Source organism: Hyphomonas sp. CY54-11-8 (genome assembly GCF_000682735.1).
Lineage (GTDB): Bacteria > Pseudomonadota > Alphaproteobacteria > Caulobacterales > Hyphomonadaceae > Hyphomonas.
In genome coordinates, this window is the sequence record NZ_AWFD01000014.1 from 1 (window position 1) to 21,622 (window position 21,622).

The following is a 21,622-nucleotide window of genomic DNA, read 5'->3' on the forward strand; positions in this document are numbered from 1 at the left end:
TGCGGCGGTGGGAGCAGGAGCCATCCACCCCATCTACAACACGGTAAGACCCCACAGCGCGATCGGGAACAAGCCCCCGATTACGCTGATGAATCACCTCGGCGAAACCAGCCCGCTAAGGTGAGGAAGCGCCAAAAACTCCAGCCCCGAATGAGGGCAATTTTGGGAGCGGTTCAGAAAGGGCTAGACTCTCGAAATGAATGAGGGACGCTTGGGGCTCAGGTCGAGTCCTTCAATGGATCGCTCCGGGACGAGTGCCTCAACATCAACTGGTTCGCCTCCTTGGCCGAGGCAAGGCGGCTGATCGAGGCGTGGAGGCGCGACTCCAATGAGAGCCGGCTTCACATGGCTCACAATGGGCAATCTCCCGACGAGTTTGCCCGTAACGCCGGCCTATGCCATGGTGGCAAGGTCAAAATCGCCACTGGATTTTAACGCCAAGGCCGCACCACCAGACCCAAGCGCGTCAGAATCACAAGTTACTGAAATCACGCAGCTTAATTTTCGGCTGGATTCTTAGGGATTAGCTTTTCAAGACATCGACGGAGGTTTCTAAGATCTTTCTCTTCGAACTCCGCAAATAACTCAGCGGCCACGCGCCTTCCAGCCCGGTCAATTTTAGACCGCCGGGAGAGTGCCAATCTGGAAGGCACGACTCTCCACACACGACGATCCTGACTGTCCGCGACCCGGGATACATATCCACTCCGCTCTAATTGGTCTATCAGAGCCCCGACTGAAGCTCGCCCCAGCTCCATTATCTCGGCTAATTCAGTTTGCGTGGGGTTAGAAAGCCGAAAAACATACAGCATCGCCCTCCATTGTGCCCGCGTCAGTTCCAATGCAGCCATATCCACATCGAATCGACGCCGAAGCTCGCGCGTGACACGGCCTATCAGAAAAGCCAGTTCAATTCGCTCATCGTTCAAGAAATCACTGTCAGCGAATCTTTGATTATTCTTTTGGGCCATTCCAACCAAACCTTGCCATGGTGTCAAAAGTTCAGTCTGGCTTTGTGCAGCTCGATATTCAACCGTTATGTTCAGAGCAAGAAAAAGTGCTGGCTAGATTAATCTAGCCAGCAAGTTTCCCAGAGCTACGGAATGTTGGGAGGACGTCTTCCTGACGATGCGATACCTTTCTCACTTCGTCGGAACGACAATTTTGACATTCCACCACTCAGAAAAGCAGCGGGCACTCGGACTGCCAACTGTTGCAAACTCCATTACTCAAAATTTACGGGCATGTCCATACTGTATGTTAGCGAACTGAGCTTCGCCCCCCCCCCCTGAAAAAATAAAATGCCCCGGCATCCCATCTGCTTGCATATGGTATGACTTCGTACAATGATGCGCAAATCCGCAATAGACGGATACCATAATGGGAGGAAATTATGATTTTCACGAGATTGGCCAAGACAGCATTTCTATACACAACAGTATCGGTTTCGAGCGTCTTGTTCGCAGCCGAAGCTCAAGAAGAAGGTGATGTGAGAAAACTGCGGACAGTTGTTGTCACAACTCAGAAAACTTCAGAGTCGCTTCAGAACGTACCAATAGCTGTTTCTGCTTTTGATGAAGAGGCAATTGATAGACTCCAGTTAACTGGTGGTCCAGATCTCACAAAAGCCGTGCCGAACCTGTCGTTCACAAAAGGACAATTTACCGGCTTCAACCTCAAAATCAGAGGCATAGGAGTGGATGTGGTAGCAACATCCGGCGATGCCGGGGTGGGCATACATCAGAACGACGTCCCCCTTCAATCGAACAGACTTTTCGAATCGGAATTCTTTGACACTGAAAGGGTCGAGATCCTCCGTGGACCACAAGGAACACTCTATGGCCGAAACGCTAATGGGGGAGTGTTCAACCTGATCACCGCCAAGCCGGTTTTCGAAGAATTCCAGGCAGACGCCGCGCTGACTTACGGGAACTATAATTCAGTAAAAGCTAACGGCATGGTCAATTTGCCCGTAGGAGAACGGGTTGCCCTTCGAGTTGCCGGATCTCTCACGCAACGCGACGGGTACGTTGATAATATAGTCACCGGCAACGATATTGACGACCGGGACTTGTGGTCAGTCCGCGCCACTCTTGGATTTGAGCCGACCGACTCATTTAGTGGGTGGCTATTATATGAACATTTCGAAGAAGACGATACGCGTCTTCGCTCGGGCAAGCAGCTTTGCCGGAAAGACCCTCTAGATACTAGCTTTGCGGGAATTCCCATCGCCTTCGAAGATCAGATTTTCACGTCTCAGGGCTGCCTAAGTGCGCCTCTTGACGAGTCGCACGATACGGTGAATTCGGTCGCGACGCTGGCGGGTGGACTAGCTGTTCAGGTTGGACTGCTAAGTGGAGATGCATTCACGGCACCAGCCATTCAGGATTTGCGAACTATTGCGGCAGGATTTGACCCATTTTACCAAGCCGAACAGGATCTGTGGACACTTAGTTTGTCATGGGACATTAACGAAGTCCTGAAATTGACTTCATTGTCGAGTTTCAATGAAACATCTGTATTCTCTCTTGAGGATGTCTCCAAAGTCGAGCCCACAATCACCTTCAATGACTTGTCAGCAATTCCTCCAGGGATAAATCCGCAAGTCGATCTCTATAATTCAGTTTTCCCCGGCGGCGTCGTCAATGACCCGCAGATCGGCCCTTCGAACTTTTATACGGTGGCGGATCCATCCGGTGAGACAACAGAGGCATTTACACAAGAACTGCGTCTACAGTCGGATTTTAGTGGCCCGCTGAATTTCAATCTCGGCGCCATCTATATGGACTATGAGGCGGGCAATGACGATGTAATCGATGGATACTACTTCATAAGCAATGCCCTTACCGGTCTGCTGCAATTACACAACGCATCACTTGCAGCTGGTGGACCACCAGTGATTCCGGGAGTTCCATTCCCTGCAAGCCTTGATGAGTCCAATGTGGATGGCGACTCAAATATCGGCAATTCACTCAACGGCTTGGGACGAAATTACTTCCGGACAGTTTCCCCTTATGAGTTGCAGTCGACAGCGCTCTTCGGGGAAGCATATTATGATATAAATGATGAACTGACCTTCACGCTCGGATTGCGCTACACGAAGGATGAAAAGTCGCAAAAGAATATTCCGACCTATCTCTTCACGCCTGATGTCGTCCGCGCGGATCCATTAGCTCCGGTTCCGGATCCGGCGACAGAGACGAACCTGGACGGAAATGTCGACGGAATTTTCGAGGTTGAATTTGAAGAGGTTACAGGGCGCGCCGGATTTGATTGGACACCGGATTTGTCGTTCACAGATGATACGCTTCTGTATGGCTTTTACTCCCGCGGTTACAAGGGAGGTGGTATAAACCCACCGCAGCCTTCGGAAAATGCCAACGCATTCCCATCAACTTTTGAACCAGAGTTCATCAATGCATACGAAATGGGAACCAAGAATCGGTTCGCAGGAGGCACACAGCAACTTAATCTCGCAGGCTTCTATTATGACTATACGGATTATCAGATCACTCAGGTGATCAACCGCTCATCGGTGAATTTCAATGTCGATGCTGAGGTGTACGGCCTGGAGATTGAATATCTTTGGGCGCCCGGAAGTAACTGGCTGCTGTCTGCAAATATCGGTTTGCTCGAATCTAAGCTGGTTGATGTTTTTGCGATTGACGTCCTTGATCGCACGGCCGGTAACTCCGATTTCGTGGTTCTGAAGAACGCGGCAAGCTATTCGAACTGCGCTGTTTCCGCAGAAGGGTATGCAACGATTTTAGGCGCAATCGAGGCCGGGCAACTTGGCGCGGGTTCTACCGCTGGGCTGTGTCTTGGCAGTTTTGCAGGTCAGGAGGCGACTTTTGGGCTGGGAAATGTGTCCTATGTCGATGGGGACGGATCACTCCGCACAATCGGCGCATTGACGCCATTCGACGGCGTCAACAAAAACCTCAGCGACAACAATCTGCCGGGTGCTCCGGATACTACGCTAAACTTGGCAGCGGAGTATACTTTTCCATCTCTTGGTAATAGTAGCTGGGATCTGACAATCCGCGGTGATTATTACTATCAGACGGAGAGCTTTGCTCGTATCTGGAATGTTCCGCGCGACGAGATTTCCAGCTGGGAAAATGTCAATCTTTCTCTTGTCTTGGCGAATAATGACACCGGCTTCCAAATCACAGCTTTTGCCAAAAACCTGTTTGACGAAGAGGTGATAACGGGAGCCTATTTGCAGGACGACAGCCCTGGACTTTATAGCAATGTGTTTCTGACTGAACCGGCATTGTACGGAGTCACAATTTCGAAATCATGGTAGCAAGTACCGACGAAACATGACGCATGCATGCGAGGAGGCTAGAAGAACAGCAGAAATCTTCTGGCCTCAATAATCGAGAGGGTCGCTGGTTCATCGCCTTCTGCTGTTTGCACCCCTGCGCGGTATCCGAAAAAACTGACCTGAGCCCCACGCATCCCGCGTTTATTTCGAGAGTCTGACCCTTTCATAGTCCATGGTTTGAGATATGGCGAGCGCGCCGGGAGCGGAGCTCCCCACATGCACGAGCGACCGACGCGCTGCGGGCGTCAGCCCGCCCAGCGATGAGTGAGGCCGGTGGTGGTTATAGTCATGTCGCCAACGCCCGAGGATCTTGCGGGCATGAGCGAGGCTGTCGAACACTTCTTCGTTGAGGCATTCATCCCGCAGCTTCCCATTGAAGCTTTCGACGAAGCCATTCTGCTGCGGTTTGCCGGGCGCGATATAGTGCCAGGCGATGCCGGTTTCATTCTGCCATTCGAGGATGGCGCGACTGGTCAGTTCGCTGCCATTGTCCGAGACGATGGTTTCAGGCCTGCCATAGAGCCGGATGCACCGGTCGAGTTCCCGCACGACGCGTGCACCGGAGATCGACGTGTCGGCAACCAGCGCCAGGCATTCCCTTGTGTAATCGTCGATTATGCAGAGCATGCGGAACCGGCGGGCCGGTCCGAACACGTCTGACACAAAGTCGAGACTCCACCGCTTTGACGGGCCGTCCGGCACAGGCATCGGTTCCCGTGTTCCTGTGGCGCGTTTGCGGCCACGGCGGCGTTTCACGGCCAGCCCTTCCTCCTTGTAGAGGCGCCTCAGCTTCTTATGGTTCATGGTGATGCCCTCCCGTTCGAGCATCAGGCCGATGCGGCGATAACCGAACCGGCGCCGCTCGGATGCGATCTCACGCATGCGACCCCGGATCTCCGGATTATCCGGTTCCGGCTCGCGCCTGACAGTCTTCGGATGTTTGGAGGATCAGCAATCGATCCAGTGGATCGATTGCCCGACGAACGCTGACCAGTCGGCAGGCCCGGCGCTGGGAGATGTCGTATGTCTGCATCGCCTTCAGCGCCGCTGCCCGCTTCGCCTGGGGCGTCGTCAGCTCTTTCCCAGCAGGTCTTTCAGGATCGACACATCCAGCATGCTGTCCGCCAGCAGCTTTTTCAGCCGGGCGTTCTCTGTCTCAAGTGTCTTCAGCCGGCGGGCGTCCGAGACATCCATGCCTCCGAACTTCGCCTTCCATTTGTAGAAGGTTGCCGAGCTCACGCCATGGCGCCGGCAGACCTCTTCGGTCGACATCCCACGCTCCTGTTCCGCCAGGATCGCGATGATTTGTTCTTGGCTGAATTTGCTCTTCCGCATTGTCTGTCTCCTTGCGACAGACTCTCCATTCAAATGCAGGACCAATCGGGGCTCAGGTCATCCCAGAGGTGCAGAATACTCAGGAGTGCGGTCACGAATGCCAATGGCTGATCGAGCATCAAATGGTGGCGCGCCTCAGGTACGGCGATAATTGGGATGTCACCGCCCCCTAGCTCACGGATGTAGTCAGCCGAATCCTTGGTAAAGAGCTGACTCTTGGCACCATGAACGATGGTCTTGCGACCCGGCGCATTCACGAGTCGCTGGCCGATAGTGAGCCATTCCTCTGACTTATTGCTTCGCCGGAATACCTCGGGTGAGAATTTCCATGTCCAGTTGTCTCCGTCGCGCCGCATAGAATGATAGGCCATGTAATCTAGGAGGAAAGGCTCGCCAACCGGCTGGGGCGGGGAAAGGACGTATCTTTTGCGCGCCTCTTCATAGCTCGCGTAGGACCGCTTGGGCTTGTCAGGATCACCTGACCCCGGGCTGGAACGGCGTTGGTTCCAGTATTGCTCCAGGAGCTCGGCGCGCATGACCATGAGATCACAAATTACGAGGCCGGAGAAGTGATCGGGCGATTGCGTCACGGCAGTGAGCGCTGCGCCGGAACCGAAACTGTGCGCGACGATGGTGGGTTTGTGGCCATCTGCAAACAGATTGAGCGCCTCGGCAATCTCAACAAATTCGCGCCCTCTCGCTTCTGGATCGGCCTGCCCACGCATCTCCGAGTCGCCCATGCCGGCGAGATCGAACGCGACAACGTCATAGTCTTCGGCGAGGAATGGGGCGATGAAGGCAAAGCAGCGCGCGTGGGAGAGAAAGCCATGTGTCATAAGCACTTTCGGCTTGCTGCGGTCGCCCCAGCGAAAGTAATGCACTTTAGCATTGTCGATCTCCACATAACCTTCCTCGCGCGGCACTTTCAGGGCCGACACAAACCATTCCGGCAGATGCGAACCATCTCCAGCCCAGACGGGGCTGATATCGTCGGGAAAAACTGTCACTTTGGTTAACATACTCATTCCATCATCTGTTCGTTGCTGGTGGGTTTGTCGATCATGAAGCCGCGATACCCCTCGTTCGCTACTTCTTCGCAGAGTGCGACGTATCCAGACACGCTTGGAAAGTTGATCAGCTGACGCTTCCTGCCAGGGATATTTGCGCCCATGTACCAGGAATTCGCTTCTGGAAACAGTGTCATGGCGCCGGCCTGGGCAACCATTTTGGTCCAGTCAGCTTCTGCGGTCGCACAGGCTTCGAATTGATTACTGTCATTGTCCCGCATCCAGACGAGAAAGTCACAGATCCAGTCACCCTGTATCTCTGCGCTGGTCGGGCCGTTCGAGAAACCTGACGGGCTAAGTGGACCGTATGCAAACAGCATGTTTGGAAAGTCTGCTATCGCCATGCCGAGATAGGCGCGTAACCCGTCTTCCCAAGCTTGTGAAACAGACAGGCCGTTCGTCCCCGTGATGTTCATATCGACCATGCCGCCGCGCCCGGCATCGAAGCCGGTGGCGTAAACGATGAGGTCGCATTCCACCTCGCCGTCAGCGGTCTCTATCGCGTGCGGTTTGATCTGGGTGATGGGGGTTGCCTTCAGATCGACCAGATCGACATTATCCTGCGCGAAAATCTCGTAATAACACTGCTCGAGCGAAGGTCTCTTCGTGCCGAATGGATGGGGTGGTTCGGAAGGCGCGAGCTGTTCAACAAGATTGGGATCGGAGATCCTGTCGCAAACCTTGTTTCGCCAGAAATCATAGGCGTAGCGGTTCGCTTCGCGATTGATCAGCAGGTCGGCGAAATTGTGATACCAGAACCTGAGGCCGCCTTTCTGCCACAGATATTCGAAGTGTGCGGTGCGCTCTTTCTCGTCAACTTCGAGCGCCGAAACGTCCAGCGATTGAGATTCGAACCCTCCGCTGGTCTGCTTGCGCGTTTCGAAGATAGCAGCATAATCCTGCTTGTCGCGTTCTTGATCTTCCTTTGATAGCTTTTGCTGCCGCATGGGCAGCGCCAGGATTGGTGTTCTTTGAAATAGGGTCAGCTTCGATGCGGACTTCGCGGCTTCCTGCGCGACTTGCACACCGCTTGCCCCGGTGCCGATCAAGGCAATCTTGCGTCCGCTGAGATCGCCCCCCTGTTGTGGCCAGCGCGCCGTGTGAAACCATTCGCCTTCGAAATCCTCAATGCCGGGAAAATCAGGGATATGCGGCTTTGATGCGAAACCAATAGCGGGCAAGAGGAACCGTGTCGTAACAGTTTCCTCTCCGTTGAGTTGCAGGCGCCATTGCTGCGCCGCTTGCTCATAGTTCGCGCCTGTGACCCGTGACCCCATGCGCATCATGGGCCACAGCTTGAGTGTATTACAAACATGATGGAAATACGCTCTTAGCTCTTTCCATCCGGGAAATCGTTCGCTCCAGGTCCATGATTTCCACACTTCAGGTATTGAGTATTCGTAGATCGGCACCTGCGAATCCACTCGTGCGCCCGGATAGCAATTCCAATACCAGATACCGCCCGGCTCGGCCGCAGCATCCACCAGCAACACGTTGAACCCGGCGTTACGTAACTTGTGTAACAGGTAGATGCCGCTGAAGCCGGCACCGACGATTAGGGCGTCGTAATCAGGAGAAGCCCGCTTGCTCATCACGCGACCGTCAAACGCTCGGCGATTGCTTTCGCTGTTGCATAGTCGGCCTTGCCGTTGGATGCGCGCAGGGCTGTTTCCGTTGGATGGATGGCCTTTGGCGTTTTGTAGCCGGCCAATTGCTGACGAACATGGTCTTTGACGCCTTGCTCGTCGAATGCAGCGTCGCCACTCAGGTGCACGACGGCGATGACGGCCTGGCCCCATTTTTCACTCGGCACGCCCACGACCAGCGCGTCAGCGATGGCGGGATGGGTCTTGAGGACTTCCTCGACTTCTTCCGGATAGACCTTTTCACCAGCCGTGTTGATGCACACGCTGCCACGGCCCAGCAGGGTCAGGCTGCCATCGGCTTCGACCGTGCACCAGTCGCCTGGAATCGAATAGCGCACCCCGTCGATAGTGCGGAAGGTCTTGGCGGACTTTTCGGGATCCTTGTAATAACCCGCCGGGATTGCGCCCTTGCGAGCGATATATCCCGGTACGCCGCTGCCCGGCGTTACTTTCTGGTCGTATTCATCGAAGACATCGCAGAATTCACCGATCCCGAATTTCGCGGTGTTCGTACCCCCATCTGCGGTTGTGACGGAGAGGCCGAAGCCGAGCCCTTCGGAAGCGCCAAAGCTGTCCATCAGCACCGCTTGGGGGATATGCTTGCACAGGCCAGCCTTGACCTCCTTGCTCCACATCACGCCGGATGAAACAATGGAGACAAGGCTGTTTGTGTCCCAGCGACCGGGATTATCGTCCAGCGCCTGCAACATCGGTTTGGCAAAAGCGTCGCCCACAATTGAAATGCTTTCCACCTTGTGCGTATCAACCGTCTCCCACAATTCAAGCGCATCGAAAGATGGGTCCGACAGAGTCACGATGGCACCGCCCGACATGAGCGTGCCGATCGCAGTGATGAAGCCTGTCCCGTGCATTAACGGGCAGGAGGGAAGTGTACGTCTGCCCGGCCCTTGACTGGTGATTAGGGCGACGTTTTCCTCGACTGTTTGCGGAACGGGGCCGAGCAGCTTCTGGGCGTCCAGTTGCGCCTTGCGCATATCGTCGTGACGCCACATCACGCCCTTGGGCATCCCTGTCGTGCCGCCGGTATAAATGAAGAGCAAATCGTCAGGCGAGCGCGTGATGCCGAGCGCTGATCCATCACCTTCCTGCGCGAGAATTTCATAAGGGATCGCAAAAGGTGCGATTTGCGAAGCATCGCCAATTTCAACGAAGGTGTGAACCTTTCCGAGCCGGTCCTTGAGTTCGACGATACAGTCACGGAACTCCGAACTATAAATAATCACCTCGCTGTCAGAATCATCAAAAATGTAAAAAACTTCTTCGGGGCGATAGCGGTAATTGATGTTCACATGAGTCAACCGCCCCTTAAAGCAGGCCGCCATCAGCTCACCATATTCAGGGCGGTTGCGCATGTAGAAAGCCACCTTGGCGCCGTCGCTAGCTCCGCGTTGTCGCAACGCGCGCGCGACATTGTTCGAGCGCGCGGACATTTCGGGCCAAGTGATGATCCGGTCGCCGTGTATCAAGGCCGGAGCGTCTTGAGGCATGGCGGGCTCGATTGCGTCGAGAATGTCGCCGAGATTCCATTCGATCATGTTGCTTGATTCCTTCAAGACTGGGCCGCAAATCTCGCAGCCGTATACAATGAGTGTATTACGGGGCTTTTATCCAACCCTGTAGGGCTGCCAATTCGGCCCGCACCGTTTCGGGGCCTCCAAGCGCTTGCCGGTCGAAGCCAATACGTTTGAACCAGTAATGAAGACCCATCAGGTCCGTAAATCCCATTCCGCCATGCACTTCGGTGGAGGTGCGGGCGACAAAGCGATGGACTTCGCCTGTGTGTGATTTGGCATGGCAGGCGAAAATGGATGCATCCTCCGGTATCGAATCGAAGGCGTGGGCCGCATACCAGACAAGCGAGCGGCATGGCTCATGACGTGCGGCCATCTCCGCGCACATGTGCTTGACGGCCTGGAAACTGCCGATGAGCCGGCCAAACTGCTCGCGCTGGCCAGAATAATCGACAGCCTTTTCGATCATGGCCTGGCCTGCGCCAAGGCTGTCAGCAGCTAAGATCACACGGCCCGCATCGCGCAACCGGGCCGTTGTCGCGCCGTTATCGTCAATAAGCGGTTCTGCCTCTGTCTGTTCGAAACGCAATTCCCCGACACTGCGGGTGCGATCAATGGTCGTCAGCCGGATCGTCTCCAGTTTGAGGGCATCGGCTGTAACGAGGTGCAGCCGGCCGCCAGCGTCGGCTACGATGTAAGCGTCAGCTCCCTCGAAATCCAGGCAGAACAGGGCGGTTCCGCTGAGCTTCCCATCAGCAGAGGAAACGCCCGCCCCGTCGCGCGCCTCGACCGTCTCGGAAATCGCGACAGCGATACGCGCCTCGCCGTTCGCGATCTTCGGTAGCCATTGTGCTTTTTGTTCTTCGCTACCAGCCTCGCTCAGCGCGATAGGCGCAAGTACATGACTGGCGAGAAAAGGCACTGGCGCGACCATATAGGCGAGCTGTTCGGCAACTATGGCAGCGTCGAGAAGGGTCATACCGAGGCCGCCATGCTCTTCAGGTACCAGCATTCCGGGAATTCCCAAGTCCTGAACGGCGCCGAGCACTTTGTCGCTGAGTGGATTGTCCAGTTCGGCGCATTCGCGGACATGATCGAGCGGGCAGGTGTCCGCAAGACAACGGGCAACCGCATCACGTAACATCTGCTGGTCCTGAGATAATCCGAAATCCATTAGGCTGATCCCTGTTTGTGACGCTCTATGTCTGCGGTTGCTTTCGCCGCATCCGAAACCTTTGCGAGCTTCGGTTCGCGCGGCATTTCGAGGCCACGTTCGGCGATGATGTTTTTCTGAATCTGCGCGGTGCCGCCGCCTATTATGAGACCGAGCTGGAACATGTAGTTCCATTGCCACGCGCCTCCTTCGCGCTCTCGCGGGCTGCCATGGTAAAGCGTGCCTATCTCACCCATGGCGTCGATCGCCAGTGCTGAAATCTGGTGGGCAATCTCACAGCTTTGCAGCTTGACGATTAGCTTCGCCATGCCGCCTGACTCACCCTTGAGGCTGTTCGAAAGGATACGCATCCCATTGCATTTCATCGCTGACACCTCGGCCTGGAGCGCCAACAGCCGATCTCGCAGAACCGGATTGTCGATTGCGCGGGCCTGTCCGATACGCTCTTCCTGCATCAGGGCGATCAGTGCCTGTAGCCGGTTTTCGAGCGCGCCGGGATCACCCAGCATTCCGCGCTCATGGCCGAGGGTTGCATTCGCCACGAGCCAGCCCTGGCCCCGCGCCCCTACAATCTGGTCCACCGGAACGCGGACATTGGTGAAGAATGTCTCATTGAATTCGGCGTGGCCTGTCATCGTCTTCAAAGGACGAACCTCGATACCCGGTGTGTCCATCGAGAAGATCAGGTAGGAAATACCGCGGTGTTTTGGTGCGTCGGGCTCGGTCCTTACGAGGCAGAAGATCATGTCGGCCTGCTTCGCCGTGCTGGTCCAGATTTTCTGGCCATTGATGACGAAATTGCCGTCTTCGACTCGCGCCCTGGTCTTGAGGCTGGCCAGGTCCGATCCGGCACCGGGTTCAGAATAGCCCTGGCACCATACGATCTCGCCTTTCAGCGTGGGTTCGATCCAGCGTTGCTTCTGCTCCTCGGTGCCGAGTTCCAGCAAAGTCGGGACGAGCATCGAGATGCCCTGGTTCGTGAGCCCGCCCGGCACCCCGGCCCGTGAAAACTCCTCGGAGATGATGCGCGATTTGAGGATGTCGGGTTCCGCGCCGTAGCCGCCATACTCCGCCGGGATCGTGCGGGCAGTGTACCCGTTTTCGATCAGCAGCTTCTGCCATTTGACGGCTTCGGGTGAAGGGCGGGCTGCCCGAGTCGCACACGGCGGCGCAAGGTGGCTATGCGCTTCGATGAAATCGCGCACCTGTTGACGGAATGTGTCGTATTCGGGGCCGTAATCGAGATCCATATCGCTTCTATTCCTCGCAGGGACGGAAAACGGGCAGACGGAAGTCGTCCCCGATTGTTTCGAATGTCAATTCTACAGGAAGGTCGAGCCTGAGGCTATCATGGTCACAATCGATCAGACGAGTGGCCATGCGTACACCCTCTTCGAGTTCAACCACCGCAGCCACGAAGGGAATGTCGGCGGCAAATGCCGGGTGCAGGGCCTGGTGGGTGATGGTCCAGGAAAAAAGCGTACCCTTGCCAGTGCTGCGCTCCCACGAAAATTCCGGTGAGCCACACTTCGCGCACATATAACGAGGCAGGTGGCGGAGGGTGCCGCAATCGCTGCAACGCTGGAAATAGAGATGGCCATCCTGGCACCGATTCCAGAATTCCTGTTCGATAGGATCCTGCGGGCGCGGTTTCGGCTTGGGCGGAGCCTTCTGCGCCTTGAAGCGCATTTTAGGCGGCAGTTCGTTCTTGTCGCTCACGTAAACCTCCTGAGGATTGCGATACTCCCGTCGCCAAGGTCGCCCCAGCCGGTCACGAGGCCGGTCTGGGCATCTGCGACCTGACGCTCGCCGCAATCGTGGCGCAGCTGGCGGACCGCCTCAACAACATGGTTGAGGCCCCAGACATGCGCTTCGCTCAGCAAGCCGCCATGGGTGTTGATGGGATAGCGTCCACCCAGCTCGATCTGGCCATCAGCGACGAATTCGCTCTGACCGCCGGGTTCGCAGTAACCGAGCGCTTCAAGCTGCAACAGCACGATATAAGAGAAGCAGTCGTAGATTTGCAGAAAATCCATATCCTCGCGGGTGACGCCTGCCATCTCGAATGCGCGCGGGGCGGCATAGCTGAGGCCGATCTTGAAAGGGTCGGGGCGCGAGGGGATGTCGTCGGCGGGATAGGGGTGGCCCTCAGCCGCGCCTGCGATGCTTACCGGCACGTGCCGCATGTCCTTGGCCCGTTCCATGCGCGAGACAACGACCGCACAGGCACCATCGGTTTCCAGGCAGCAATCGTAGAGCCGGAAAGGCTCGGATATCCAGCGCGCCGAGTGATATGCCTCGAGATCGAATGTACGGCCATAATTGAAGGCTCTCGGATTTAGCTGCGCGTGACGGTTACATGCGAGTGCCACAGCGGCCATCGCGTCCGGCCCGACACTGTGGAGCTTGGAATGTCGCATGGCGAGCCAGGCATACATCTGCACCGGCAGGAACACGCCATAAGGAATGTAATAGCCCTGAATGGTGTTGGTCAGAGTGTTCATGTTCATCGGCCGGGTAGGCGGGGCACCGGCCTTGGGCCTGAGTGCGGAATAGCCATTCCAGCCCAGCGTTACGAGAACGTGGTCACAAAGTCCGCTGGCGATCGCCATCGCCGCGTTCTGGAGCGCTGTCGTCGGGCTGGCTCCGCCCATGTGAACGGTAGCCGCATAGCGCAATACGTCGATACCCAGATTGGCGGCCATTTCTTCCGATGTCGTGTAGATCGGCGGCGGAACCATGCCGTCGATGTCGGATGGCTTCAGCCCGGCATCAGCGATCGCCTTGCGGGAAGCTTCGAGCATCATGTCGACCGCGGTATTTTCGGCGCCCTTGATGAATGCGGTTTCACCGACGCCCGTGATTGCGGACCTGTCACTGAAATTGAAGGTGGATGTGGCGCTCATTTTTGATGCTTGTCCTGTTGGCTGGACTGCATGTCTCCGACAAACGAGCGGGAGAGTGCGACTTCCGCACCTTCGACAAGTTCACGCATCACCTCGGCTGCGGGCCGGATCGAATGGATGAGGCCAATTCCCTGGCCAGCAAAGCCAGGCATGATATCCTTGCGCTCAGCCTTGAGGCCTGAAGCCATAACCGGACCTGAAATTATCGACTGGAAAGGCATGGGCAGTGGTTCCTTGCCCGCAGCAACCCACGCATCGGCCCATTTGTTACGGATCATGCGGGCAGGCTTGCCGGTTAACGAGCGGCTTACGACGGTATCCGCGTCACCGCTTTCGGTGATTGCTTCCTTCTGAAAATGCTCGATGCCTGCTTCGTCCGTTGCGAGGAATGCGGTGCCGATCCACGCGCCTTCTGCCCCCAACATCAGCGACGCCGCGACACCGCGCCCATCTGAAATACCACCTGCACCGATCACGGGCACCCGATCACCGACCGCATCCACGACTTGCGGGATAAGCGACATGGTTCCGATAGGTGAATTGTGGCCGCCGCCGTCGTGACCTTGGGCGACGATCATGTCGATACCGGAATCGACCACCTGCTCGGCATGCTTGACCTTGCCGATCACCGCCATGACCTTGGTGCCGTTGGCGTGAAGACGGTCGATCCAGGGCGCGGGATTGCCGAGGCCCGCGGCATAGACCGGCACCTTTTCCTCAATCACCACCTCCATCTGCGCCTCGAAGAATTCTCTCGAGAATAGCTGGAGCTGGCTCTTGCCCATATCCGGCGAACCTGCGGCGCGCATCGCTGCTGCAGCATCGACTTCGGGAAGGTTCTCCCGCGCCATGAAATCGCGGGTAAACTCCTTGTATTCGTCGATTTTTGCCATCGGGTTGGCGGGCGCGTTACCGGATTGCGGCGCCGACCCCCGCCGGACCGAGGCCGGCAGAAGCGTATCCACCCCGAACGGCTTGTCGGTCATCTCGCGGGTCTGACGGATCCAGCTACGTAACTGGTCCGGCGAGCACGCCGCGGCGCCGAGGACGCCTAGCCCCCCTGCATTCGATACCGCGGCCGCGAGCGCGGGGACACTTGCCCCGCCCATTCCGGCCAGAAAGATCGGATATTCGATCTCGAGAATTTCGCATATGCGCGTTTGTAGCGGCATGTTATTTATTCTCCCGTCTTAGACATTGCGGTTCGCAAGTCTTCTAAATTTGTCCCCACCTCACTTTTTGAGAAACCAGATCAGGACTTCGTTCAGCTAAATAATTTGCCGAACCTGACACAAGGCGGGCCATGGCCTGCCGCGCTTCCTGGGCATCACCTGTGCGTACCGCTTCCAGAACGCGGCGCAGGATTCGCAACTGGACTGCGCGCTCCTGGGCGGAATAGCCGAGCGAGCGCGAAAATTCGCGGGTCAGTAAATGCAAGGTGGAGGTCAGAAGGCCGAAAAGCGGATTGCCGCTGGCCCAACCGAGCAGGTCGTGAAACCGACGGTTAAGTTCCTCGAACTGGCTTCCCGCCTCATTCCGCTCAAGCTCTTTAAGGCAATCGGCGAGTGCGCTGAGGTCGCCTGTGGTCGCGCGCTGGGCGGCATAGGCTGCAACATCCGGCGCTATGGCTTCACGCAGTTCGAGCAGACCCCTCAGGTCTGCTTCCATGAATTGCAGGATGAGAGAAAGACTATTTGCGAAATCACCGGACTGCGGGCGCGCAACCACCGGGCCCCCGCCACGGCCCAATTGAAGGTGGATTACGCCCTGAAGCTCCAGGAAGCGGAGCGCTTCACGCAAGGTTGCTCTGGCGACTTCGTACCGCGCGAGCATTTCTTCTTCGCGTGGCAACCGGTCTCCCGCAACGCGTGCACCAGCTTCAATGTCGCGAACGATGTCTTGTGCGAGCGAAAGTGCACGCTTTGCCTTCTTTGCGTTATAGGCCCTGGGCTGCATCTTTGAACCTAATATATTATCATAATTAATCTGATGAACGGCCAAATCAAGCGTTTAGCTTCCATGGTTGTAACTAATCGTCAAGTATGTATGATAATATTTAAAAGTGGCATGTTGCGGGGCCGCTAATTTGCCAGAAGGTGGCGCGCTATTTTCGCGTACGGACTGAAGGATAGAACATGAGTATAGAAACAATTGAGCTGAACACGGCCGAAAAAATCGCGACCATTCCGATCGAGCAAATCGATGTTTCACGCCCAAGCCTTTTTCAGAAAGATACAATTGGCCTGTTTTTCGACCGATTGCGCAGAGAGGATCCAGTCCACTACTGTCCTGAGAGCAAAGTCGGGCCATACTGGTCGGTTACCAAGTTCGACGACATCATGGCCGTTGACACCAATCACAAAGTCTTCTCGTCGGAAGCGAAGCTCGGCGGAATTGCCATTCAGGACATGCATGCGGGGGAAGGTGCGCTTGAGCTTGAAATGTTCATCGCCATGGATCCGCCCAAGCACGATCAGCAACGCAAGGCCGTTAACTCCGCAGTCGCGCCGTCAAACTTGCAGTTGCTCGAGCCGACAATCCGTGAGCGTGCGTGCAAGATACTTGATGATCTGCCGGTTGGTGAGGAAATCGACTGGGTTGATAAAGTCTCGGTCGAGTTGACCACAATGACCCTTGCGACCTTGTTCGACTTCCCCTGGGAAGAGCGGCGCAAACTCACTCGCTGGTCCGACATCGCAACGGCCGCGCCTGAAACCGGTATCGTCGAATCTTATGAGGCAAGGCGCAAAGAACTGATTGAATGCGCGATGTATTTCAAAGGGCTCTGGGATCAGCGTATTAAACAGGAACCCAAGAACGACCTCATATCCATGATGGCGCATTCTCCGGCGACGCAGGACATGCCATTCCTGGAGTTTCTGGGCAACTTGCTGCTGCTTATTGTGGGCGGCAACGACACTACGCGGAACTCGATCAGCGGCGGCGTGCTCGCCCTTAATCAGAACCCTGAAGAATATCACAAACTGAATGAGGATCCGTCGCTGATCACCAGCATGGTGCCAGAGATTATCCGCTGGCAGACACCGTTGACTCATATGCGCCGGACTGCGCTCCAGGATTACGAGATTGGCGGTAAGCTGATCAAAAAAGGTGATAAAGTGGTGATGTGGTATCTGTCGGGCAACCGGGATGAGTCTGTCATCGAGAATGCTGACCAGTTCATAATCGACCGAAAGAACCCACGTCATCACCTGTCCTTTGGCTATGGCATCCATCGCTGCATGGGCAACAGGCTTGCAGAACTGCAACTTAGGATTATCTGGGAAGAGATCCAAAAGCGTTTCGCGAAGGTCGAAGTGACCGGCGAGCCCGAGCGTCTGTTTTCGAACCTTGTGCGAGGCATCACGAAACTGCCTGTGCGGCTCCACGCTCGCTGACTGGGGACACCACTGAGCCTTTCACGCAAGCGCGAAGCGGTCGATCATGTGGTGGAGACATTCGGCGCAACCGAGCGTCGGGCTTGCCGCGTAATCGGCCAGCATCGTTCCACCCAGCGCAAGCCGCGCGTGCCGCGTCAGGATGAGGATGTGCTGACAGCGGCCATCATCACCCTGGCTGAATGGTTCGGCCGGTATGGCTATCGTCGCATTACGGCCCTGCTGAGACGGGGTGGCTGGCATGTGAGCGAGAAGCGCGTCTATCACATCTGGCGGCGTGAAGGGCTGAAGGTCCCGATGAAACAACCGAAACGTGGCCGTCTCTGGTTGAGTGACGGCTCCTGCATTCGGATCAGACCAATGCACAAGGGGCATGTCTGATCCTATGATTTCGTCCAGGATCGCACGCATGATGGAAAGGTCTTCCGCATGCTGTGCGTCATTGATGAGTTCACTCGCGAATGCCTCACCATCCGCGTCGAGCGCAAGCTGAACTCCCGCGATGTCCTCGACACGCTGGGCGATCTGTTCGTCGTGCATGGACCGCCTGGGTACATACGTTCGGACAACGTCCTACATTCTGAACTTTTGGCAGGTTTCGGGCGCAAAGCCTCGTCCCGTAGTTTCCAGATACGGGTCTTGAAGTCAATTACCGGGTGGGCTTCCGCCGCACTGGAAGAGCTCGCAGCCATAGCAAACACAGGATCCATGCGAGTGAGGTTCGCTGGTCCTTACCGTCCTTAACACGGGATGCCGATCCGAGCGGAAGATCCGAACATTATCTACGAGGTCGCCGATAGACTGGCGCCTCAACGGCGCGCATCAGAGAGAGATTCTCCCTCCCGGTACCGCCCCTTCGTAGAAGGGGCGGTAAGCTTTTCCGCTCTTGATGATGGCATGCGCTGTGCGCGCCATCTTGGCGGCAATTGCTGTAAGCGCTTTGCGCCGCAGGTCGGGATTGTCCGGATCCCTGGCGATATAGCGCGTGTATTTATCCCTGAAATTGTTCTCCTTCTGACGAATCGCGACCAGGCCGGCCATCCAGAGCGCCCGGCGAAGTCTGGCATTGCCGTACTTCGAAAGCTTCGTCTGTCCCCGGAAAGTGCCGGACTGATGCGTCGAGAGGTCCAGGCCGCAGAATTTCAGGAACTGGCGATGATGACCAAACCGGCGCAGGTCGCCGGCTTCAGCGAGAATGGTCAGGGCGATGATCGGGCCGATGCCGGGGATCTGCTTGAGGGCCTCAAAGTCGGGGGTTCCGCCCAGGAGGGCTTCAGCTTCCGCTTCGATCGTATTGCGCTGACGGTTCAGGCTTCGCGCTTCCGCCAGAACCATGCGGAACATCGCGATGGCCCTGCTGTCGAGCGGAACCGGCAACCCGATTGATTCTTTTGCGGTTTCATAGATGTCCACGATCAACCTGGCCTTTGAAACCTTCTTGCCAACAATGTCCCAGGCGGCGGCTGAGAAGGCTTCTGGAGACAAGGCCGTGATCGATGCCGGGGGCGGGAACGTCTCGAGCAGGGCGAAGAACCAGTCGCGCCTGGAGCTTCCCAGGAACTTCTCGATCTCGGGAAAATAGAGTGGCAGATAGTGCGTCAGGATCCGGTGAATGGTCTGCGTCCTTGCTCTCGACACGGCCTCATGCGTCTTCGAGAGCTCCTGGATATCTGCGAGGCCGGCGGCCAAAGGATCCAGATAGACCTGGCTGAGACCTGTCGCCAGCATATGCAGGATAACCTGGGCATCCTTCGGATCATTCTTGTCCCATCCGTTGTGGATGGCTTCGCGCTGGCGAGCGAGTGCCATGGAAGAGATCAGGCGTGTCTTGATGCCGGCATCGACCAGTCTCCAGGCCAGTGCCCGATGATAATTACCGGTTGCCTCAAACCCCGTAACAACCGGACGGTCGAAAGCCTTCAGCCGTTGAATAAAGCGGTCGTGCTCTGCGCGCTGGTTGAGCACAACAAGACGCCGCCGTCGAGGCGACCCAGGCATCTGTATCAGAACATCATTGCGCTTCTTGGAAATGTCGATCGCGACGAGCACAGCATCCTGTGCGATAGAATGAATCCTGGCCATGGCCGGTCTGCTCCTCTTCGGTGGTGGTTGGAATAACCACTGTAAGAGGTCCTGCGGCCCGGTCATGGCCTCCTGCCTGCGTGCGGAATGCGCCGCAGGCGGCCATGACCTGCCTTGGTTCCGAATGTGCTACGTCCTATGAAAAGAACGAAAGCTGGAATGAGCCAACAGGTCGTTGATGCGTGACGGCGAACCTGCGTCCCGCTCGTTTGTAAAATCACCCAGGCGTCTTCTGTCGTCAAGGAATCAGTTCTTCCATAGCAAACACAGGGTACGCTGGATTGCGGCCCTCACCGTCCTTAAGACGAGATCCGAATACCCAGGCAGAAGACCCGAACATTATCTACGAGGTCATGACGATGCATGCCTCAACGGCACTTGCAGAGCGGGGTCCTTCCGCCTGGGACCGCGTCCTTCGAAGAAGGGGCGGTAATCTGTCTCGGTCTTGATGACCGAATGTGCGGTGCGTGCGATCTTTGCGGCAACGGCAGTGAGTGCCTTGCGCTTCAGGTGCGGATCGCTGTGATCTCTGGCGATGTATCTTTCATACTTGTCGCGGAAGCCGTTCTCGCGCTGCCGAATGGCGACCTGTCCCGCCATCCAGAATGTCCGTCTCAGCCTGGCATTTCCAAACTTGGAGAGTTTGGTCTGTCCTCGGAATATGCCTGACTGCTGAGTCGAAAGGTTGAATCCGCAAAACTTAAGAAACTGCCGGTGATGCCCGAAGCGGCGCAGGTCCCCGGCCTCAGCCAGGATGGTGAGCGCGTTGATCGGCCCGATGCCTGGGATGGTCCTCAAGCGTACGAAGTCCGGATGTGTTCCAAGCAGGTCGCTGGCTTGCTGTTCGATCTGATCACGTTGGGCAATCAGATGCCTTCCCTGACCGAGAACGAGACAAAACATGCGGATCGCTGGCGTCTCCGGATCGACCGGCAGGCCAATGGAATCAGCGGCTGTGGCGTATATATCAGCGAGCAACCGAGCTATTGATGCCTTCTTGCCGACAACACCCCAGGCCGCTTCGATAAAAGCATCTTCGGACATGCACGTGATCGATCCCGGCGTGGGGAACTGTTCGAGGAAGGCGAGAAACCAATCGCTGCGCGAGTTGCCCATGAAGCGCTCAGCCTCGGGAAAGTAGAGTGGCAAGTAGTGTGTTCTCAAACGATGCCAGAACTCCGTCTTGGTTTGCGATATGACGGCATGTGTCTTCGACAACTCCTGAATGTCGTTCACGCCGTGCACGAGCGGGTCATGCCAGATCTGGGTTAGCCCAGTCTGCATCATATGCAGCATCACCTGCGCATTCTTCGGATCGTTCTTGTCCCATGAGTTGTGCATCGCCTCGCGCGTGCGTGCCAGCGACAGCGAAGAAATGAGCTTCAACTCAAACCCCGCCTGATGGAGCCGCCACGCCAGCGGCCGATGGTAGTCGCCCGTCGGCTCAAATCCGACCTGAACCGGCACGCCAAAGGCGGTGAGCGTCTCGACAAATCTGTCGATATCTTCCCGCACGTTACGAACTGTGAGGCGTTTGCGGCGTCGCCTCCCTGGGACAGCGATCAGAACTTCATTGCGATGCTTTGCGATATCAATCGCTACCAGAACGGGTTGCCCTGTCTTATGGTGCGTCTTGGTCATGGCCGGTCTCCTCTTCAGTTGTGGTCGGCAAAACCACTGTAAGAGACCTGAAGGCTCGGTCATGACCGCCCGCCTGCATGTGAGAAACAAGCAGGCGGTCACGACCTCCGGAACATCGGTTCCCAATGTGCTATGGCAGTGAATTTACCGGCCAGATCGTGGACCTCTGGGCATATCATTACAAGGTCAGAATGGACTTCTCGCGCCCCGGCAAGCCGCAGCAGAATGGCTTCGTCGAAAGCTTCAATGGATCGCTCCGGGACGAGTGCCTCAACATCAACTGGTTCGCCTCCTTGGCCGAGGCAAGGCGGCTGATCGAGGCGTGGAGGCGCGACTCCAATGAGAGCCGGCTTCACATGGCTCACAATGGGCAATCTCCCGACGAGTTTGCCCGTAACGCCGGCCTATGCCATGGTGGCAAGGTCAAAATCGCCACTGGATTTTAACGCCAAGGCCGCACCACCAGACCAAGCACGTCATTGCCGCTGGATATTAACCCCAGGGCCGGACC

The 21,622-nt window shown here is 56.5% G+C and carries 13 protein-coding genes and 5 pseudogenes; 5 read left to right on the forward strand and 13 right to left on the reverse strand.

The window, feature by feature from the left end; genetic code table 11:
- Positions 1-207: 207 nt before the first annotated feature.
- Positions 208-435, forward strand: a pseudogene (locus HY17_RS19940) (transposase); the annotation flags it as partial.
- Positions 436-497: 62 nt separating this feature from the next.
- Here HY17_RS19940 and HY17_RS20720 read toward each other — a convergent pair.
- Positions 498-971 carry a MarR family winged helix-turn-helix transcriptional regulator gene (locus HY17_RS20720; protein WP_051599949.1) on the reverse strand — a complete coding sequence of 158 codons (474 nt, stop codon included), beginning with the start codon at positions 969-971 and terminating at the stop codon, positions 498-500.
- 422 nt (positions 972-1,393) lie between these two features.
- Here HY17_RS20720 and HY17_RS10505 point away from each other — a divergent pair, with 422 nt between their 5' ends.
- Positions 1,394-4,309: a TonB-dependent receptor gene (locus HY17_RS10505; protein ID WP_034766449.1), complete on the forward strand. Its 2,916-nt coding sequence runs from the start codon at positions 1,394-1,396 to the stop codon at positions 4,307-4,309.
- Positions 4,310-4,471: 162 nt separating this feature from the next.
- On the opposite strand, the pseudogene HY17_RS10510 reads toward HY17_RS10505, so the two are convergent.
- The 10 genes and pseudogenes from HY17_RS10510 to HY17_RS10560 form a co-directional block, all read right to left on the reverse strand.
- Positions 4,472-5,665: pseudogene (locus HY17_RS10510) on the reverse strand (IS3 family transposase).
- A 29-nt stretch (positions 5,666-5,694) separates the two neighbouring features.
- Positions 5,695-6,684, reverse strand: coding sequence for an alpha/beta fold hydrolase (locus tag HY17_RS10520; RefSeq protein ID WP_233348755.1), 990 nt, complete (start codon positions 6,682-6,684; stop codon positions 5,695-5,697).
- 2 nt (positions 6,685-6,686) lie between these two features.
- On the reverse strand, positions 6,687-8,324 hold the full coding sequence (locus HY17_RS10525) for an NAD(P)/FAD-dependent oxidoreductase (protein ID WP_034766453.1): 1,638 nt from the start codon (positions 8,322-8,324) through the stop codon (positions 6,687-6,689).
- Complete coding sequence (locus HY17_RS10530) at positions 8,324-9,934, reverse strand: acyl-CoA synthetase (protein ID WP_034766454.1); 1,611 nt, start codon at positions 9,932-9,934, stop codon at positions 8,324-8,326. The genes HY17_RS10525 and HY17_RS10530 overlap by 1 nt, the downstream gene beginning before the upstream one ends.
- Before the next feature lie 58 nt (positions 9,935-9,992).
- Positions 9,993-11,084: an acyl-CoA dehydrogenase family protein gene (locus HY17_RS10535; RefSeq protein WP_034766455.1), complete on the reverse strand. Its 1,092-nt coding sequence runs from the start codon at positions 11,082-11,084 to the stop codon at positions 9,993-9,995.
- The gene (locus tag HY17_RS10540) at positions 11,084-12,334 is read right to left on the reverse strand and encodes an acyl-CoA dehydrogenase family protein (protein ID WP_034766456.1); all 1,251 of its coding nucleotides are present in this window, start codon (positions 12,332-12,334) and stop codon (positions 11,084-11,086) included. The genes HY17_RS10535 and HY17_RS10540 overlap by 1 nt, the downstream gene beginning before the upstream one ends.
- Before the next feature lie 7 nt (positions 12,335-12,341).
- Entirely contained in the window at positions 12,342-12,803 is a 462-nt protein-coding gene (locus HY17_RS10545; RefSeq protein WP_081806136.1) for a Zn-ribbon domain-containing OB-fold protein, read from the reverse strand.
- Positions 12,800-13,990, reverse strand: a complete 1,191-nt coding sequence (locus tag HY17_RS10550) for a transporter (protein ID WP_034766457.1) — start codon at positions 13,988-13,990, stop codon at positions 12,800-12,802. The genes HY17_RS10545 and HY17_RS10550 overlap by 4 nt, the downstream gene beginning before the upstream one ends.
- A complete protein-coding gene (locus HY17_RS10555; RefSeq protein ID WP_051599952.1) occupies positions 13,987-15,162 on the reverse strand; it encodes a nitronate monooxygenase family protein in 1,176 nt (391 codons plus the stop codon). The genes HY17_RS10550 and HY17_RS10555 overlap by 4 nt, the downstream gene beginning before the upstream one ends.
- Positions 15,163-15,205: 43 nt before the next feature.
- The gene (locus HY17_RS10560) at positions 15,206-15,991 is read right to left on the reverse strand and encodes a FadR/GntR family transcriptional regulator (protein ID WP_233348756.1); all 786 of its coding nucleotides are present in this window, start codon (positions 15,989-15,991) and stop codon (positions 15,206-15,208) included.
- A 134-nt stretch (positions 15,992-16,125) separates the two neighbouring features.
- Between HY17_RS10560 and HY17_RS10565 the strand changes: the two genes are divergently transcribed.
- Both HY17_RS10565 and HY17_RS20535 read left to right on the forward strand, forming a co-directional pair.
- Positions 16,126-17,388, forward strand: a complete 1,263-nt coding sequence (locus tag HY17_RS10565; RefSeq protein ID WP_034766459.1) for a cytochrome P450 — start codon at positions 16,126-16,128, stop codon at positions 17,386-17,388.
- A 3-nt stretch (positions 17,389-17,391) separates the two neighbouring features.
- Positions 17,392-17,958: pseudogene (locus HY17_RS20535) on the forward strand (IS3 family transposase); the annotation flags it as partial.
- 252 nt (positions 17,959-18,210) lie between these two features.
- On the opposite strand, the gene HY17_RS10575 reads toward HY17_RS20535, so the two are convergent.
- On the reverse strand, positions 18,211-19,470 hold the full coding sequence (locus tag HY17_RS10575) for an IS110 family transposase (protein WP_034766461.1): 1,260 nt from the start codon (positions 19,468-19,470) through the stop codon (positions 18,211-18,213).
- 368 nt (positions 19,471-19,838) lie between these two features.
- Positions 19,839-21,111: pseudogene (locus HY17_RS10580) on the reverse strand (IS110 family transposase).
- A 134-nt stretch (positions 21,112-21,245) separates the two neighbouring features.
- Here HY17_RS10580 and HY17_RS10585 point away from each other — a divergent pair.
- A pseudogene (locus tag HY17_RS10585) lies at positions 21,246-21,557 on the forward strand (integrase core domain-containing protein); the annotation flags it as partial.
- Positions 21,558-21,622: the final 65 nt, after the last annotated feature.